General features: G+C 72.8%; 16 protein-coding genes. 9 read left to right on the plus strand and 7 right to left on the minus strand.

Annotated features, from left to right (window positions below; genetic code table 11):
• From ME121_RS13840 to metB, 4 genes are all read left to right on the plus strand, one after another.
• Positions 1–946 (plus strand): BLUF domain-containing protein (locus tag ME121_RS13840; RefSeq protein ID WP_491892838.1); only part of this gene is annotated, 946 nt, incomplete at its 5' end.
• 56 nt (positions 947–1,002) lie between these two features.
• A complete protein-coding gene (locus ME121_RS13845) occupies positions 1,003–2,103 on the plus strand; it encodes a catalase family peroxidase (protein ID WP_059409018.1) in 1,101 nt (366 codons plus the stop codon).
• Positions 2,100–2,660 (plus strand): cytochrome b, encoded by a 561-nt coding sequence (locus ME121_RS13850; protein ID WP_059409019.1) that lies wholly within the window; start codon positions 2,100–2,102, stop codon positions 2,658–2,660. Before ME121_RS13845 ends, ME121_RS13850 begins: the two co-directional genes overlap by 4 nt.
• 102 nt (positions 2,661–2,762) lie before the next feature.
• Positions 2,763–3,923 carry a cystathionine gamma-synthase gene (gene metB, locus ME121_RS13855; protein ID WP_059409037.1) on the plus strand — a complete coding sequence of 387 codons (1,161 nt, stop codon included), beginning with the start codon at positions 2,763–2,765 and terminating at the stop codon, positions 3,921–3,923.
• A gap of 9 nt (positions 3,924–3,932) precedes the next feature.
• On the opposite strand, the gene ME121_RS13860 is transcribed toward metB, so the two are convergent.
• Entirely contained in the window at positions 3,933–4,688 is a 756-nt protein-coding gene (locus ME121_RS13860; protein ID WP_029358622.1) for a hypothetical protein, read from the minus strand.
• A gap of 148 nt (positions 4,689–4,836) precedes the next feature.
• A complete protein-coding gene (locus ME121_RS13865) occupies positions 4,837–6,966 on the minus strand; it encodes a TonB-dependent receptor (protein ID WP_012321326.1) in 2,130 nt (709 codons plus the stop codon).
• A 501-nt stretch (positions 6,967–7,467) separates the two neighbouring features.
• On the opposite strand from ME121_RS13865, the gene ME121_RS13870 reads away from it, so the two are divergent.
• The 3 genes from ME121_RS13870 to ME121_RS13880 all read left to right on the plus strand — a co-directional run bounded on the left by ME121_RS13870 (position 7,468) and on the right by ME121_RS13880 (position 11,693).
• The gene (locus ME121_RS13870; RefSeq protein ID WP_058607380.1) at positions 7,468–8,448 is read left to right on the plus strand and encodes a hydroxyacid dehydrogenase; all 981 of its coding nucleotides are present in this window, start codon (positions 7,468–7,470) and stop codon (positions 8,446–8,448) included.
• Between the two features lie 321 nt (positions 8,449–8,769).
• Entirely contained in the window at positions 8,770–11,115 is a 2,346-nt protein-coding gene (locus tag ME121_RS13875) for an Orn/Lys/Arg family decarboxylase (protein ID WP_059409020.1), read from the plus strand.
• Positions 11,115–11,693 (plus strand): GNAT family N-acetyltransferase, encoded by a 579-nt coding sequence (locus ME121_RS13880; RefSeq protein WP_059409021.1) that lies wholly within the window; start codon positions 11,115–11,117, stop codon positions 11,691–11,693. The genes ME121_RS13875 and ME121_RS13880 overlap by 1 nt, the downstream gene beginning before the upstream one ends.
• Before the next feature lie 71 nt (positions 11,694–11,764).
• Here ME121_RS13880 and ME121_RS13885 read toward each other — a convergent pair whose 3' ends face one another.
• The 3 genes from ME121_RS13885 to ME121_RS13895 are packed head-to-tail and all read right to left on the minus strand — an operon-like array spanning position 11,765 to position 13,564.
• The gene (locus tag ME121_RS13885; protein ID WP_059409022.1) at positions 11,765–12,337 is read right to left on the minus strand and encodes a YceI family protein; all 573 of its coding nucleotides are present in this window, start codon (positions 12,335–12,337) and stop codon (positions 11,765–11,767) included.
• The gene (locus ME121_RS13890; protein ID WP_059409023.1) at positions 12,334–12,939 is read right to left on the minus strand and encodes a cytochrome b; all 606 of its coding nucleotides are present in this window, start codon (positions 12,937–12,939) and stop codon (positions 12,334–12,336) included. Before ME121_RS13890 ends, ME121_RS13885 begins: the two co-directional genes overlap by 4 nt.
• 16 nt (positions 12,940–12,955) lie before the next feature.
• On the minus strand, positions 12,956–13,564 hold the full coding sequence (locus ME121_RS13895; protein WP_029358631.1) for a YceI family protein: 609 nt from the start codon (positions 13,562–13,564) through the stop codon (positions 12,956–12,958).
• A 101-nt stretch (positions 13,565–13,665) separates the two neighbouring features.
• Between ME121_RS13895 and ME121_RS13900 the strand changes: the two genes are divergently transcribed.
• Together ME121_RS13900 and ME121_RS13905 are read left to right on the plus strand one after the other, a co-directional pair.
• The gene (locus tag ME121_RS13900) at positions 13,666–14,622 is read left to right on the plus strand and encodes a LysR family transcriptional regulator (protein ID WP_029358632.1); all 957 of its coding nucleotides are present in this window, start codon (positions 13,666–13,668) and stop codon (positions 14,620–14,622) included.
• A gap of 177 nt (positions 14,623–14,799) precedes the next feature.
• Entirely contained in the window at positions 14,800–15,162 is a 363-nt protein-coding gene (locus ME121_RS13905) for a cupredoxin domain-containing protein (protein WP_012321318.1), read from the plus strand.
• A 22-nt stretch (positions 15,163–15,184) separates the two neighbouring features.
• On the opposite strand, the gene ME121_RS13910 is transcribed toward ME121_RS13905, so the two are convergent.
• On the minus strand, positions 15,185–15,694 hold the full coding sequence (locus tag ME121_RS13910) for a hypothetical protein (RefSeq protein ID WP_059409024.1): 510 nt from the start codon (positions 15,692–15,694) through the stop codon (positions 15,185–15,187).
• Positions 15,695–16,062: 368 nt separating this feature from the next.
• Positions 16,063–16,269 carry a hypothetical protein gene (locus ME121_RS13915; protein WP_012321316.1) on the minus strand — a complete coding sequence of 69 codons (207 nt, stop codon included), beginning with the start codon at positions 16,267–16,269 and terminating at the stop codon, positions 16,063–16,065.
• Positions 16,270–16,378: the final 109 nt, after the last annotated feature.

Consider the following 16,378-nt stretch of genomic DNA (forward strand, 5'->3'; position numbering starts at 1 on the left):
TTCCGGACGCAAAGCCATGAGCGACCTCTACCGCCTCGTCTACGCCAGCAAGAACCTGCTCCAGGGCCCGGAGCCGGAGGCGATGGCCGCGGTCCGGCAGATCCTGGACGCGTCCCGGCGGAACAACGCCGCGCTGGACGTGACCGGCGCCCTGATGTTCAACGCGGGCGCCTTCGCGCAGGTGCTGGAGGGCCCGCGGCAGGGCGTCGAGGCGACCTTCGAGCGGATCCAGCGCGACCTGCGGCACGACGACGTCACGGTCCTGCAGTGCGGCCCGGCCGAGAGCCGCGGCTTCGCGAACTGGTCGATGGCGTTCGTGGGCGCGTCGCGCAGCGGTCAGGCCCGTTTCAGCGGCCTCGCGACCGAGAGCGGGTTCGACCTCGCGCGGCTCGACGGCGACCGGGTCTTCGCCATGCTGCACGGCCTCGTTCTCGAGGAGGAGGGCGTCCCGGCCGCCGAGACCGTCGCCGCCGCACCCGTCCCTCCGGAGACCGTCCCCGAGCCGCGCGCGGCGTCCGGGCTCGACGTCGCGCAGGTGCGCGCCGAGATCGCGCGGCTGCGCCCGGAACCCGCGCCGCCGGTCGCCGCGCCGCCTCTCGCGCCGCCGCCTGCCGCCCAGGACCGGACGCCGCCGGTCGAGCCGGCCCCGCGCCGGCCGACCGGGACGCGCGGCGCGACCGAGGCCGCCCTCAGCGTGCTCAAGGCGGCGCTGGCGAGCGAGCGGCAGCGCACGACCGACCTGCGGGTGGAGATCGACACCCTGCGCGTCGCGCTGGCCGCCTCCGAGGACCGCCTCGGGGCGCTGCGCGACGAGAGGGACCTGTGGGCCGGGCGGGCCGGCCTGCTCGCCCGCGCCCTGGCGCAGGAGGCCGACGCTGTGTGCGCCGCCGCACCGGCCGAGGCGGGCGACCGGCCCCCGGCGCGTCACGGGACCCGCGCCGCCTGAAACCGCCGCGGCGGGCGGGCGAAGAGGCGTCATCGTGACCGACTCCGAGGGACTCGATGACGCTGCTGCACGACTTCACGGGCGCGCGCCCCGGCATGACCGGGCGCGCGCTGCTCCTGCGCCTGTCCGCCATCGGCGCGGTGCTGGCCGGGACCGCCGGCACCTTCGCGTATGCCGGCGGCTGGCTCTCGCCCGGCCTGCTCACGCCGGCCCGGATCATCGACCGTTTCGAGCAGGTGAACGGGCCGCATCCCGGCTTCCGGCGCAATCACGCCAAGGGGATGTGCGTCGCGGGCCGCTTCACGGGCAGCGGCGCGGGCGCGCGCCTGTCGAAGGCGGGCGTGTTCGCTGCGGGACGCGTGACGCCGGTCGAGGGGCGGGTGGCGCTGGCCGGCGGACAGCCCTACGCGGCCGACGCCGCCGCCACCGTGCGCAGCCTCGCCCTGCGCTTCCGGCTGCCGGACGGCGAGGAGTGGCGCACCGGCATGAACAACATCCCGGTCTTTCCGGTGCGCACGCCCGAGGCCTTCTACGCGCAGCTCCTCGCGGCCAGGCCCGATCCCGCCACCGGCAAGCCGGATCCGGAGCGCCTGAAGGCCTTCTTCGCGGACCATCCGGAGAGCGCGAAGGCCGCCGCGCTGATCAAGGCCCGGACCGTGACCGCGGGCTTCGCCGACAGCACCTACTGGAGCCTGAACGCCTTCCGGTTCGTCGCCGCGGACGGCGGCACCCGGCCGGTGCGCTGGGCCCTCGTCCCCGACCCGGTGCCGGCGGTCGACGCCGCGCCGGGCGACCGGAACGCCCTGTTCGACGCGTTCGCCGCGCAGCTCGCGCAGAACCCGCGGCACTGGCACCTGATCGTCACGCTCGGCCAGGCCGGCGACCCCACCGCCGACGCGACGCTGCCCTGGCCCGCCGACCGCGCGACGGTGGATGTCGGCACCCTGACCCTCACGGCGGCGACGCCGGAGGCCGCCTCCACCTGCCGGGACATCAACTTCGATCCGCTGGTGCTGCCGGACGGCATCGCGCCGAGCGACGACCCGCTGCTGAGCGCCCGGTCGGCGGCCTACGCGCAATCCGTCACCCGCCGCGCCGGCGAGACCAAGACGCCGAGCGCCGTGACCGGGGCCGCCATCCACGGAGCCGCCCTGTGACGGAGACCGCCCGCTTCAACCGGCCCGCGCGCCTGCTCCACTGGACCATGGCGGCGCTGATCCTGGCGATGCTGCTCACCGGCGCCGCCATGGTGACCTCGCTCGCCGATTACAGCACCCTCGTGGCCCTGCACCGGCCGCTCGGGATCCTGATCCTGCTGCTCGCCGGGCTCCGACTGGCGAATCGCTGGCGCCACGCGCCGCCGCCGCTGCCGGCGGATCTTCCGGTCTGGCAGAGGCGCGCGGCCCACGGCTCGCACATCCTCCTCTACGGCCTCATGCTGGCCATGCCGCTGATCGGCTGGGCGATGCTGTCGGCGGCGCGCTATCCCGTGATCCTCGCCGGCCCGGTGGTCCTGCCGCCGATCCTGCCGCCGGACCCCATGCTGTACGCGGCCCTGCGCCGGCTCCACACCGCGCTGGCCTACGGGCTGTTCGCCCTGATCCTCGCGCATCTGGCGGCGGCGCTGCTGCACGCGCTGATCCGCCGGGACGGGGTCTTCGCCAGCATGGCACCCTGGCGGTCGGGCCCGCCCGACGCCGCCACGCCGCCGTGACCGGGCGTTCGTTCTCTTGAAAGTCTGATCCGTTCTCCATAAAGAACGCACGCCCGCCCCGGTCGGACGGGGCCGGGCGATCTCTGCGTGGAGGACGAGGCGATGTCAGAGGGATTAGCGGCGCGTACCGTCGCGGCGGCCAACGGCGTGGCCCAGGACGCGGCCTTCGGCGCGGTGATCGCGCCGATCCACCTGTCGACGACCTTCAAGTTCCCGACCTTCGAGCAGCCCGGCCCCTACGATTACTCGCGCCTGGGCAACCCGACCCGGGACGCCCTCGCCGACACGATCGCCAAGCTCGAGGGCGGCGCCCGCGCCGTCCTGGTGGCGAGCGGCATGGCGGCCCTCGACCTCGCCCTGTCGAGCCTGCGGCCCGGCGATCTCCTGGTCGCGCCGCACGATTGCTACGGCGGCACGCACCGCCTGCTCAGCTTCCGCGCGGAGCGGGGCCATTACCGCGTCGCCTTCGTCGACCAGACCGATCCGGATGCGCTGGCGGCGGCCCTGGCCCAGGGACCGAAGGTCGTGCTGATCGAGACGCCGAGCAACCCGCTGATGCGCGTGGTCGACGTCCGGCGCGTCGCCGCGGACGCGAAGGCGGCCGGCGCGCTGGCGGTGGTGGACAACACCTTCCTGTCGCCCGCCCTGCAGCAGCCGATCGCCCTCGGGGCCGATCTGGTCGTCCACTCCACCACCAAGTTCCTGAACGGTCATTCCGACGTGATCGGCGGAGCCGTGATCGCCGCCGACAAGGCGATGGGCGAGGACCTCGCCGCCTGGGCGAACACGATCGGCGTCACCGGTTCGCCCCTCGACGCCTACCTGACGCTCCGGGGCCTGCGCACCCTGTTCGTGCGGGTGGAGCAGCAGCAGCGCAACGCCGCCGCCCTGGCGGCCTTCCTCGACGCCCATCCGGCGGTGGCGCGGGTGCACTATCCCGGCCTGCCCACGCATCCGGGGCACGCCCTGGCCAAGGCGCAGCAGGCGGGCTTCGGGGCGATGCTGAGTTTCGAGCTGGCCGGCGGCCGCGACGCGGTGAAGACCTTTGTGGAGCCCCTGCGGGTGTTCACGCTGGCCGAGTCGCTCGGCGGCGTCGAGAGCCTGATCGCCCACCCGCCGACCATGACGCACGCGGCGATGGACCCGGAGGCGCGCGCCATCGCGGGCATCACCGACGGGCTGCTGCGCCTGTCGGTCGGCCTGGAGGCGGAGGCCGACCTGCTGGCCGACCTGTCGCGGGCCTTCCAGGCCCTGGACGGCTGACCCGGCCGGTCACTCCTCCTCGACCACGCTGAACCCGGACTCGTCCTCGACCACCCGGAAACGGGCGAGCTGCACGGTCCGGGAGCGCTCGGCCGCCTCGTCGCGGCACTTGTCGACATGGGCGGCGCGGTTGACCACCTGCAGGTTCGGCGCGCCCCAGTAGCCGAGGAGCTCCGGCCAGGGCGCGTCGCGGTGCTCGCGCCAGACCCGGTAGAGCGGCAGCAGATGGTCGACCTCGGCCGTCTTCAGCAGGCGCTTGCCGGTGGTGGTGCAGCGGTGGCGCTGGCGCAGCTTCAGCGCCCGGACCTGGGCGTGCGGCGCGATCCAGAACTTCCAGGCCGCCACACAGGCCGCGTGCCAGCCGGCATTGGTGTTGGGCGCGCCGCGCGCCCAGAGATCCCGGTGCCAGCCGAACCGGTAGACTGGCTGGCCGCAGATGCAGCAGGCGCCCCGGCCGCGGGCGAAGGCCGGGTCGCGGAAAGGGGCCGGCGGCAGGCGGAAGCTCCCGGCCCGGCCCGCGCCGCCGAGCTGCCAGCTCCAGCCCGCCGGTGTCCCGGAGCGGGCCGCCAGCGCCCGGGCGAGCCGGTCGGCCCGGAGGATGTGGTTGCGCCAGTAGCTCTCGACGGCGAGCCGCGGCGTCGGCGGGATCAGGGGCCGCGCGAGGGCGTGCTGCAGGACCGGCACCGGGAAGACCGCCGGCAGGGCCTTCTCCAGCCGTTTCCGCGCCTGCACGTTTCGGAGGGTGCGCCAGCTCGATGTCGTCATGCCGGACCGGTGGTAACCCGGCGGCCGCGGCGCCGCGACGGCACCGCTGCAACAGCGGTCCGGTCCCGCGCGGGCGGCCCTCAGGGTTAAGAAAATGTTTCCCGTGAAACATCGCGCGGTCCGGCAGGTCCGGCGCGGCCGGCCCTGCTCAGAGGTCCACCGCCATCGACAGCAGGTAGGTGCGCGGCGCGCCCTGGAAGAAGGTGCCGAACGAGGCGACGCCGGTCCAGTAGCGCGCGTCGGTCACGTTGAGGACGCTGGCCCGGAAGGTCGTCCGGCGCTCTGCGACCAGGGTCGTGTAGCGCAGGCCGAGGTCGAGGCGGGCCCAGTCGGGCAGCGCCTGGGTATTCGCGAGGTCGACGAACTGCCGCCCCGTATAGATGACCGCGCCGTTGAGCGTCAGGCCGGGTAACCCGGGCAGGTCCCACTCGGCACCCAGGCTCGCCTGGACCTCCGGCACGCCGATCGGCCGGTGCCCGCGATTGGCGGCGAGCGCTGTCCGGACGAGGCGTCCGTCCAGCAGGGTGACGCCCCCGACCACCCGCACCTGCGGGGTGATCTCGCCGAACAGGCTCAGCTCGAGCCCGCCGACGCGCTGCTCGGCCGTCGCCGCGAAGCGCCCCTGCGGCCCGAGTTCGCCCGCGGGCTTCGTGATCCGGAACGCGCCGAGCGTGGCGCCGAACCGGCCGAGATCGAGCTTCACGCCCGCCTCGACCTGCCGGGCCACGTAGGGCGCCAGGATCGTGCCGGAATTGGTCGCCACCGCCGGGGCCACGTCGCCGCGGCTCAGGCCCTCGATGTAGTTGCCGTAGAGCGAGACCGAGTCCCAGGGCCGCACCACGAGGCCGACCATCGGGGTCGTGGCGCTCCTGTCGTAGGACGAGGCGAGCGTGCCGACATTCGACACGTAATTGTGCGCCTCAACGCGCTGGCGGCGCACGCCCAGGGTCAGCAGGACGCGCTCGTCGAGGGCCGACAGCGTGTCGGCCACCGCGATCCCCGACAGGGTGCTGTCGGACAGGCGGGGCCGGCCGACGCCGTAGATCGGCGCGATGTACGGGACGAGGGCCGGCGCGTAGAGGTTCGACAGGTAGGCGCCCCGGCCGGGCGAGAACCGCCGTGCCGTGGCCTCGTCGTACACGGAGCCCTGCACCGTCAGGGCGTGACGGATGAAGCCGGTCTCGAACCGGGCCCGGACGCCGCCGTCGTAGGTCAGCCTGTCGACGCCCAGCGCGTAGAATTGCGGCGTGCTGGTCGTGTCGCCGCGGCCGTTGAGGATCGTCGGCGCCGACTGGAAGTAGCGCTCGACCCCGGTCTGCCCGCCGCCGACATCCGCGAACAGCGTGACCTGGTCGGTCAGGTCGTACTCGGTGCGCAGCAGGCCACCGCGATCGTCGACGTCCGAGTACTCCCAGGGCTGGGTCAGGTTCAGGCGGCCGTCGGGCGCCCGCGGCACGGGCACGCCGGCCCGCAGGAGGAACGGGCGCAGCGGCGCGTCGAAGCGGTCGGTCTGCGCCAGCAGGTAGAGCCACGCGCGGAACCGGTCGCCCTGGTAGTCGAGGGCCAGGGCCCCGACGCCGGTCGTCTCGGTCTGGCGGTCGAAGGGCGTGGCGCCGCCGTGCAGGCTGCCGACGACGCGGGCGCCCCATTCCCGGCCCGGACCCCAGCGGCGGGCGACGTCGACCTGGCTGCCGCCCCAGGCGGACGAGCCGTAATCCAGGGTGACGCGCGTCAGGTCCGCCCCGGCGCGCTTGGGGACGATGTTGACCACGCCGCCGACCGCGCCGTTCGGCGACACCCCCGTCAGGGCGGCGGACGGCCCCTTCAGGACCTCGATGCGCTCCACGTAGTCGGTGAAGATGCGGAAGCTCGGGGCGATGCCGTAGAGCCCGTCGAAGGCGACCTCGCCGCTGGTGTTCTCGTTGGCCGGGAAGCCCCGGATGGAGAAGGAGTCGAACGGCGCCCCCGTGGTCTGGGTGGCGCGCACCGACGGGTCGAGGACCAGGGTCTCGGACAAAGTCCGCGCCTGCCGGTCCCGGATGAGCGTGTCGGTGTAGCTGGCGATGCTGAAGGGTGCCTTCTGCGTCTCGGTATCGCCCAGCAGACCGAGGCGCCCGCCCCGCGCCACCTGACCGCCGGCATAGGCCGGCATCGGGCCGCGCGGCGCGGCCGCACCCTCGACCGAGAGTTCGCCGAGCTGGACATCCCGGCCGGCCCCCGCCTCCTCCGCGCGGGCGGCGTGCGGCCCGGAACCGACGAAGCCCAGCAGGACGGCCATCGGGAGAACCGGCCGGGCCGCGCGCCGTCGGCGCCGGGTCCGCGCGGAAACAGGTATTGAGAAGTCGTGGGACCGCATTGTCGCGACGGAGGCTCCGAATCACGGAGCAAGGCAGCAAATATCTCTACAGATGTCAAAAATACATTTGGAGTAATTACAATTACAGCCGCCGCGCGCGGGGCGAATCTGGAGGACCGATATTGAACACGTTCTATACTGATCTCATACGCCGAACGACATCTTTATCAGTGCCTCGGCCATCGTCGCACGGTCGAGCCGGCGATTTCGCGGAAGGCGAGGCCGGATCTCGGCCGAGGCGCGCGGCCGGGATCGTCGGGCCGGGCGGGGCGCGACCCGGCCGCGATCGGGTGTGGATCGCGCGTCCGAGCGGGTCGCCGCGGCGGGGACCGGGGCGCCCGGTTGCCAGGGTTGCCCACCCCGCCTAGACGGGCCCGGCGCGAAACTTGCCCGTCACCCCTCCTCTTGTGCAGAGGTTTTCCCGTGATCACCGGTCCGTGCCTCATCGTCCAGCCGATCCACGCGGCGGGCCTCGACCGGTTGCGCGCGGCCGGGCTGGAGCCGCGCTCGGCGAGCGGGACCGATTCCGAGACGCTGGCCCGCGAGGTCGCCGACTGCGTCGCCGTCATCACCCGCAACACCGGCTTCCCGGCACGCGCCATCGCGGCGGCGCCGGCCCTGCGGGTGATCGGCGTGCACGGCACCGGCACCGACCACGTCGCCACCGCCGAGGCGACCGCGGCCGGGATCGTGGTGGTCAACACGCCCGGCGCGAACGCCGTCTCGGTGGCCGAGCAGACGCTGGCGCTGATCTTCGCCCTGGCCAAGGCCCTGCCGGAGGCCGACCGCTCGGTCCGGACCGGCGACGACAGCTTCAAGTTCACCGCCCGGCTGATCGAGCTCGCCGGGCTGACGCTGGGTCTCGTCGGCTTCGGGGCGATCGGGCAGGCGACCGCCCGGCTCGCCGCCGCCCTGGGGCTGCGGGTGCTGGCCTACGGCCCGAGCCGCCCGGACGCCGACTTCGCCAATGCCGGCGCCCTGCGGGCCGCCTCGGTCGACGCGCTCCTGGCGGAGGCCGACATCGTCTCCCTGCACGTGCCGCTGACAACGGGCACCCGCGGCCTGATCGGTCGGGACCAGCTCGCCCGGATGAAGCGGGAGGCCTTCCTGATCAACACCAGCCGCGGCGGCCTGATCGACGAGGCGGCCCTGGTGGAGGCGCTGGAGGCCGGCACGATCGCGGGCGCCGGGCTCGACGTCTTCGCCCAGGAGCCGCTGCCGGTCGACCACCCGCTGGCCCGCCAGCCTCGGGCGATCCTGACGCCCCATGTCGGCGGCTCCACCGGCGCGGCCCTGATCCGCACCGCCGAGACCGCCGCGACCCGCGTGGTCGACGTCCTCGCCGGCCGGCGGCCGGGCGGGCTGGTCAACCCGGATGTCTGGGAGCGGCGCCGCGCGCCGTGACACCCTGAGACCGGGGACCGCCGCGGGCCGCGCGACGGGCCTCCGACCAACAGCCTCATCCTGAGGTGCCCGCCTCGGCGGGCCTCGGAGGGGAGGCTCCAGGGATCGCGCTGGCCTCTGGAGGCCTCCTTCGAGGCTTCCGCCTCGCTCCAGCACCTGAGGATGAGGGAGCGGGCGAGAAGGCCGCGCTCCCGACATCCCCGCCCCCGGCGGATCACGCCCTTTCGTCCGGACCGCGACCGCCCGCCGCGCACCGTGTCATGCAATCGTCGCAGACGGGCCGGAAAGCCACCCGCTGCATCCGAGGCCAGAGAGGGCTCCATGGACTTCCACCGCCGCTTCACGGTCCTGATGTGCGCCCCGGCCTTCGACCCGGACGATCTCGAGGGCGCGCGCGTCAACCAGATCGTCGCGGCCGTGGAGCAGCGCGGCTTCGAGGTGGTGCGCGCCCGGCGCGTCGAGGACGCGGCCATCGCGGTCCAGACCGACGCGGCGGTCGGCTGCCTCGTGGTCGACTGGGGCAAGCGCGGCCTCGACGGCAAGGCGGCCGCCCTCATCGACATGATGCGCCGGCGCGGCCTGGAGATGCCGATCGTCATCATGGTCCGCCGCAAGCGGCTGGAGGACATCCCGGTCGAGCTCCTCGACTTCATCGACGGCTACATCTTCCTCGCCGAGGAGACGCCGGAATTCATCGCCCGCGGCCTCGTCAGCCGGGTCACGCAGTACGCCGAGACCCTCAAGACGCCGTTCTTCGGCGCGCTCGTCGACTACGCCGAGAAGGGCAACCAGCTCTGGACCTGCCCGGGCCACAACGGCGGCATCTTCTACAACCGGTCCCCCATCGGCCGGATCTTCGTGGAGCACCTCGGCGAGGCGATCTTCCGCGACGACCTCGACAACTCGGTCCTCGACCTCGGCGACCTGCTGACCCACGAGGGCCCGGCGCTGAAGGCCCAGAAGGAGGCCGCCAAGATCTTCGGGGCGGAGAAGACCTACTTCGTCCTCAACGGCACCTCGGCGTCCAACAAGATCGTCCTGTCCTCCCTGGTGGCGGAGGACGACCTCGTCCTGTTCGACCGCAACAACCACAAGGCGGCCCACCACGGCGCCCTGTTCCTGGGCGGCGGCATCCCGATCTTCCTGGAAACGGATCGGAACGCGTACGGCCTGATCGGGCCGATCTTCCACGAAGCTCTCGACGAAAGCCGGATCCGGGAGAAGATCCGCCGGAACCCGCTGGTGACCGATCCGGAGGCGTGGCGCCGGGAACGGCCGTTCCGCGTCGCGGTGATCGAGCAGTGCACCTACGACGGCACGATCTACGACGCCCAGGAGATCCTGGAGAAGATCGGCCACCTCTGCGACTACATCCTGTTCGACGAGGCCTGGGCGGGCTTCATGAAGTTCCACCCGCTCTACGCGCGGCGCTTCGCCATGGGGCTGACGGGCCTCGACGAGACCTCGCCCGGCATCGTCGCCACGCAGTCGACCCACAAGCAGCTCGCGAGCTTCAGCCAGGCCTCGCAGATCCACACCCGCGACGGCCATATCCGCGGCCAGACCCGGCGGGTGGAGCACAAGCGGCTCAACGAGAGCTTCCTGGTCCACGCCTCCACGTCACCCTTCTATCCCCTGTTCGCCTCCCTCGACGTCGGCGCCCAGATGATGAAGGGGCGCTCCGGCATGATCCTGTGGGACGACACGATCCGCCTCGGGATCGAGTGGCGCAAGAAGGTCCGGGCGATCCGGCGGGAATTCGAGGAGAACGAGCGCGATCCCGCCCGGCGCTGGTTCTTCGACCCGTTCGTGCCGGACGTGACGGTGAACGCCGACGGCGCCGAGGTGCCGTGGGAGAGCGTGCCGACCGACGAGCTCGCCGCGACGCCGCGCCACTGGGAGCTGAAGCCGGGCGCGCGCTGGCACGGCTTCAGCCACGTGGCGCCGGGCTACGCCATCACCGACCCGAACAAGCTCACCGTGCTGACCCCCGGCTTCGACCGGCACACGGGGGCCTACGCCCAGCACGGCGTGCCGGCGCCGATCGTGGCGCAATACCTGCGTGAGAACCGGATCGTCGCCGAGAAGAACGACCTGAACTCGCTGCTCTTCCTGCTGACCCCGGGGGTCGAATCCTCCAAGGCCGGCACGCTGATCTCGGGCCTCGTCGCCTTCAAGCGGCTCCACGACGACAACGTCGCGCTGGAGGAGGCCATGCCGGAATTCGTCAACCGCCGGCCGAACCGCTACCGCGGCGTGCGCCTGCGCGACCTCTGCGGCGAGTTCCACGCCTTCCACCGGGAGGCCGGCACCTCCGCGCTGCAGCGGCGCCAATTCGCCCCCGAGCACCTGCCCGAGATGGTGATGCCGCCCAAGAAGGCCGCCCAGCTGCTGACCCGCAACACGGTCGACTACGTGCCGATCGCCGAGGCCGAGGGGCGGATCGCCACCACGCTGATGCTGGTCTACCCGCCGGGCATCGGCACGGTTCTGCCGGGCGAGCGCCTGGACGAAAGGGCCAAGCCCATGCTCGATTATTTCAAGATGTTCGAGGCCTCCGCCAACCTGTTCCCGGGCTTCGAGGCCGAGATCCAGGGCGTCTACCGCGAGGTCGACCCGGACGGGCGGATCCGCTTCCACACCTACGTGGCGCGGGAGGGGGTCTGATGGAGATCGAGGTCGAGACGCCCGGCCCGGTCCCGGACCGGTCCTGCCCCGACATCGTCATCCGCCCGTCCTCGGACGCCGATGTCGAGGCGATGGTGGCGATCTACGAGCACCACATCAGCCGGGGCGTCAGCGACGTCGGCGTCGCCGAGGAGGACCGGCTGCTCCCCGACGACCTGAAGCGCCGGCGCAAGACCATGCGCAAGAAGCGCCTGCCGCACCTCGTGGCGGATCGCGACGGCGCCGTGGCGGGCTACGCCTACGCGGTGCCGTTCCGGAAGCGGCCCGCCTACCGCTACACGCTCAAGCACTCGATCTACGTGCATCCCGACCACCTCCATGCCGGGATCGGCCGGCGCCTGCTGCCGGCCCTGATCGAGGCCTGCGCGGCGGGCGGCTACCGCCAGATGATCGGCTACATCGACGCCGAGAACGCGGCCTCCCTGCGGCTCCACGAGGCCTGCGGGTTCGAGCGGGTCGGCTACCTGCGGGCGGTGGGCTTCAAGTACGGCCACTGGTCGGACAGCGTCATGGTCCAGCGGGCGCTGGGGACCGGCTCGGAGGACCGGCCGGGGTAAAGGGCGCGCCGGGACGAGTCCGGGCGCCCGCGGGATTCGGACCGTCCGCCTGTCGCCGCGCGCGGCCCGCGTCAGTGTCCGACTGCCGGCCGCGCCGTCGCGACGATGTCGACCTCGACTCCGACGTCGAGCGCCACCCACTGGCCCGAGGCCCAGGCCCCCTGCCCGACCCCGAACTCGGTGCGGACGAGGCCGACGCGCCCCGCGGCGCGCGCGGTGTCGCCCGCCAGGGTCAGGTGGAACGGCAGCGTCACGGGCCGACTCGTGCCGCGGATCGTCAGCGTCCCGATCGCCGCGTAGTCGCCCTGCCCCTTGTCGACGAAGCGGGTCGCCTCGAAGCGCGCCTCGCTCCCCGCCTTGACGTCGAACCAGTCCTTCTGCGGCAGGGCCTCGTCGCGCTGGACGTCGCCGGTCCGGGCGCTGGCGAGGTCGACCAGCACGAGCGCGTGCCCCGCCTCGGGCTTGGCGGGGTCGAGATCGATGTCGGCCTTGAACCGCTCGAACCGCCCGGTGAACGGCACGCCGACCTGCACGCCGGAGAACCGGATGGCGCTCTTGCCCGGATCGACCGCCCACTCGGCGGCCGCCGCCGGCAGGGGGGCGGCCTGGAGAGCTGCCAGCAGGCAGAGGTGACGCGCGTTCATCGGGTCGGCTCCACGGTCGGGGTGATCGACGTGCTGCGCCCCGGCAGCATGCGGCGCAGCACGTCGTCGCGCAGGAGGAGGTGGTGGCGCAGGACCGCCGCCACGTGGATTGCGAGCAGAGCCGCCAGGAACCACGCCCCCAGGGCGTGGACCCGCTTCAGGACGCCCTCGGCGGCGGCGGGGTCGGGGGCGAGGCCCGCCAGCGGCAGGTGCGGCCAGGGCACGATCCCGTAGAGCACCGTCGGGATGTTGAACGGCGACAGCGACACCACGGCCCAGCCGGTCAGGGGCAGCCCGACGAGGAGCAGGTACAGGAGGTGATGGGCCGCCACGGCGGCCCGGCGCTCCCGAGCCGGCATCCCGGCCGGGTGCGGCGGCGGCCGGTGGGTCAGGCGCCAGAGGACGCGCAGGGCGGTCAGCGCCAGCACGGTGATCCCGACCGACTTGTGCCACTGGTAGAGCTGGAACTGGCGCAGCGGCGCCAACCCCGCATGGGTCATGGTCAGGCCCAGACCGATCAGGACGAGCACGCCCAGCGCGCTCGCCCAGTGCAGCAGGATCGCCACGGCGGAGTACCGCCGCGCGGAGACCCCGTTCGCCATGGCGGATCCTCCCAGCTCAGTCCTGCTTCTCGAAGGCGCCCGCGATCGTGAGGTGCAGCTCGTCGCCGATCAGCGGCACGTAGGTCTTCACCCCGAACTCGGAGCGCTTGAGCGTGCCGGTGGCCTCGAAGCCGACCGTGTATTTCTTGCTCAGCGGGTTCACGCCGGCGCCGACCAGGGTGACGTCGAGCGTCACCGGCTTGGTCACGCCGTGCAGCGTCAGGTCGCCCGTCACCTTCGCGTGGTCCTTGCCGGCGGGCACGACCTTGGTGGACACGAAGGTCATGTCGGGGAACTTGGCGGCGTCGAGCCACTGGTCGCCCTTGAGCTCGTCGGTGAGCTTGGCGCTGGTCGTCGTCACCGAGGCGACCGGGATCTTCACCGACAGCTTGGCGGCGGCCGGGTTCTTCGGCTGCAGCTCCAGCGTGCCGGACACGTCCGAGAAGCCGCCCGCGTAGTTCGAGAAGCCCATGTGGGAGACCCGCCAGCCGACCTGGGTGTGGCCGGGGTCGACCGCGTAGGTGCCGGCCTGGATCTGGGCGGGGTCGCGGGTCGGCGGTGTCTGGGCCAGCACCGGGGTGGCGACCAGCAGGGCCAGAAGGCCGGAGGCGAGAATCGACTTCAAGGGTGTCTCCTGCAGAGCAGACGGCTGAGCGCGAGTCGCTGCGCCGCAGCCGCCGTGTAGACCCGTTCACGGCACCGGTTGAGCCTGCTATCCGGAACCCCATGGTTGCGAGAACGGAAACCTTCCGGGGCGGGCTCGACGATGTGCGGGCTTTCTGCGCCGTCGTGGATCTCGGCACGGTGACGGCCGCCGCAGCGACTCTGCAGGAAACCAAGGGCAGCGTCAGCCGGCGGATCTCCCGCCTGGAGCAGGCGCTGGGCGTCCGGCTGATGGCGCGAACCTCCCGGGCGGTGTCGCCGACCGCCGAGGGCCTCGCCTTCTACGCCAAGGCGCAGGACAGCCTGACGCTCCTGGACGAGGCGGCCGAGACCGCCCGCGACGCCCGCACGGTGCCGGCGGGGCACCTGCGGATCACGACCTCGATCGATTTCGGGATCGAGGTGATGCCCGAGATCGTCGCGAGCTTCCGGGCCGCCTACCCGCAGATCACCGTGGAGATGCTCAACACCGACGCGCGGCTCGACCTCGCGGCCAACCGGATCGATCTCGCCCTGCGGCTGGGCGGCGCGGAGGAGACCGGCTACCGCGCGATGGTCCTCGCGACCCTGGCGCTGGCCCTCTACGCCGCCCCCGCCTACCTGGAGCGCCGCCCGGCCCCGGCGGACCTCGCCGACCTGCGCGACCACGACCTGATCCTCGCCCGGGAACGGATCGGCACGGCCGGGCTGACCCTCTCCGACGGCCGGGGCCGCACGGAGCCGCTGTCCCTGAGCCCGGCGATCCGGGTCAGCGACTTCGCGACCGCGCTCCGTCTCACCCTCGCGGGCGCCGGGATCGGCCACCTCCCGAGCCTCGTGGCCGCCCGAGCCGTGGAGGCCGGGCAGATCGTGCGCGTGCTCGGCCCGTGGGCGACCCGCAGCAGCACCTTGCGCGCCGTCACCCTGGCCGGGCGCGAGCTGCCGGCCCGTGTCCAGGTCTTCCGCGAGCATGTCCGGACCGTCCTGGCGTCGCGGGGATGCCGCCGTGACAGCGCGGAAACTCACACCGAATACAGATAAACCGATTTATTTATCTGTATCGACGCTCTACATAGGTTTATATCGCTAAAGTTTTACCGGACATCGTAGTGCCCGGTTGAGGGGCCGCATCGCACCATGCGCGCGGCGGCAAGCGCGGCCGCACGGCCAGTGCCCCGCGGAGTCCGGCCCGCAGCGCGTCACGTCTGGATATCGGTCATGTCCCTCCGCAGCAGGTGCCTGCGCCCCTTCGTGTTCGCCGGGATCCTGGCCCTGGCCGGGGCGGGCATCGGCCTCGAGACGGCCCGGGCCTCGCTCCCGGCCGCGACCCGGATCGTGCTGCAGAAGGCGGGCCGGTACATGCCGACCGACCTGTACCTGCGCCGCGGCGACACCATCGCCCTGCGCAACGGCGACGCGCGCCTGACCCACCACGCCTTCATCGAGGCGGAGCGGTTCTCGTTCGATGCCGGCGCTCAGGAACCCGGCGCCGAGACGCGGCTGACGCTGGTCGAGCCGGGCGATTTCGTCATCCAGTGCGGCATTCACCCGAAGATGAAGCTCACCCTCCACGTCGAGTAGGAATTCGGGCCCCGGGACCGGCTCAGCCGTCCCGGCCTAAGCCGAGGCCGCGGATGATGTCGCCGATCGGATCGATCTTCTGCGACGGGGCGGCCACCGGCGCGGTCTGCGGCGCGGCGGCCGCCGGCCGGTCGGACTCCGCGGTGCGGACGACGGCGGCGTGGCGGAGGCGTGCTGCCCGATGGACGCCGCGCTCCGTTCCCTTCGCGCGGTGCGCCGCGGTCTTGCGCGGCGGCTCGGCCGGGCGCGCCATCTCGGCGGGGAGCGGTGCGGCCGGCATGGCTGTGGCCGGGACGGCCGCCGCCACCCGCGGCGCCGGGACGGCCGCCAGCGCGCCGGTGGTCTCCGGCGCGGCCAGCTTGGCCGGCGGATCGACCCAGGCGCTCCGCGTGACCGATGCCACGTCCGTCACGGCCGGACGTGCGGGGCGCGTCTGCACCTCGTAATTGCCCGGATGCAGAATATGCGCGGCCGCCACGAGCCCGAATACGGCAACGGCAGTGGTCCCGAGGGTGGAGCGATAGTGTTCCATGGCGGAAAAACGTACCGCCAAGCTCCGAGTTCCGCTCGGGCGACACGTCGCCGAACCGACCGCGTCGCGGGTCGGACGGCGCGAACAAAAAAGGCCACTCCCGAAGGAGCGGCCCGAAGTCTAGGGAGGAAACGCCCAAGAAGGGCAGCGGGATCGCGACGCCATCGCCATCCCGCAATGCAAACATAGATTGCCGCATTGCGGCATGCAATGGATCGGGCGGCGCGGAGGCATGCATATGTGCCCGGGTCCGACCGCGCGGCCATGCGAATTCCGCATGGTGCCGCGCGGGGGCCGCGAGGGCGTCGACCGCGCGGCGCGCGTCACCCTTCGAGCGGACCTGAAATCGGGCCGCGCGAGGAACGGGTCTAGGCGCCGCCGGCCCGACCGTCCTGGCCGATCAGGCGCTCGATCTCGGCCTCCGCGACGGCGCGCGCCGCGTGCTCGGACGTGTGAGGGCGGTACGACCCCCGGACCAGCTTGCCGCGGTCGCGGATCGCCCAGGTGAAGCGGCCGGGATCATGCCGGCTCGGCCTGACCTCGACCGTGTAGAGATGCCCGCCCGTCGCACCCATGCCGGGAATGTGCGTGAGCGTCCCGCGCCGGGACAGGGGGTGCGACCGTGCGCGGCAGCCCCGGCCGGCGGAGCCGTTCCGGGTCGGGGCGGGGGCGCGATCGCCGAGC

This window comes from Methylobacterium sp. ME121 (assembly GCF_000974725.1).
Taxonomy (GTDB): domain Bacteria; phylum Pseudomonadota; class Alphaproteobacteria; order Rhizobiales; family Beijerinckiaceae; genus Methylobacterium; species Methylobacterium radiotolerans.

Coding starts and splice junctions, on each gene's coding strand:
- ME121_RS13890 (WP_059409023.1), bottom strand. CDS start 12,939: ATGGCGAACGGGGTCTCCGCGCGGCGGTACTCCGCCGTGGCGATCCTG.
- ME121_RS13875 (WP_059409020.1), top strand. CDS start 8,770: ATGGACTTCCACCGCCGCTTCACGGTCCTGATGTGCGCCCCGGCCTTC.
- ME121_RS13865 (WP_012321326.1), bottom strand. CDS start 6,966: ATGGCCGTCCTGCTGGGCTTCGTCGGTTCCGGGCCGCACGCCGCCCGC.
- ME121_RS13880 (WP_059409021.1), top strand. CDS start 11,115: ATGGAGATCGAGGTCGAGACGCCCGGCCCGGTCCCGGACCGGTCCTGC.
- ME121_RS13885 (WP_059409022.1), bottom strand. CDS start 12,337: ATGAACGCGCGTCACCTCTGCCTGCTGGCAGCTCTCCAGGCCGCCCCC.
- ME121_RS13845 (WP_059409018.1), top strand. CDS start 1,003: ATGACGCTGCTGCACGACTTCACGGGCGCGCGCCCCGGCATGACCGGG.
- metB (WP_059409037.1), top strand. CDS start 2,763: ATGTCAGAGGGATTAGCGGCGCGTACCGTCGCGGCGGCCAACGGCGTG.
- ME121_RS13910 (WP_059409024.1), bottom strand. CDS start 15,694: ATGGAACACTATCGCTCCACCCTCGGGACCACTGCCGTTGCCGTATTC.
- ME121_RS13900 (WP_029358632.1), top strand. CDS start 13,666: ATGGTTGCGAGAACGGAAACCTTCCGGGGCGGGCTCGACGATGTGCGG.
- ME121_RS13905 (WP_012321318.1), top strand. CDS start 14,800: ATGTCCCTCCGCAGCAGGTGCCTGCGCCCCTTCGTGTTCGCCGGGATC.
- ME121_RS13915 (WP_012321316.1), bottom strand. CDS start 16,269: ATGGGTGCGACGGGCGGGCATCTCTACACGGTCGAGGTCAGGCCGAGC.
- ME121_RS13860 (WP_029358622.1), bottom strand. CDS start 4,688: ATGACGACATCGAGCTGGCGCACCCTCCGAAACGTGCAGGCGCGGAAA.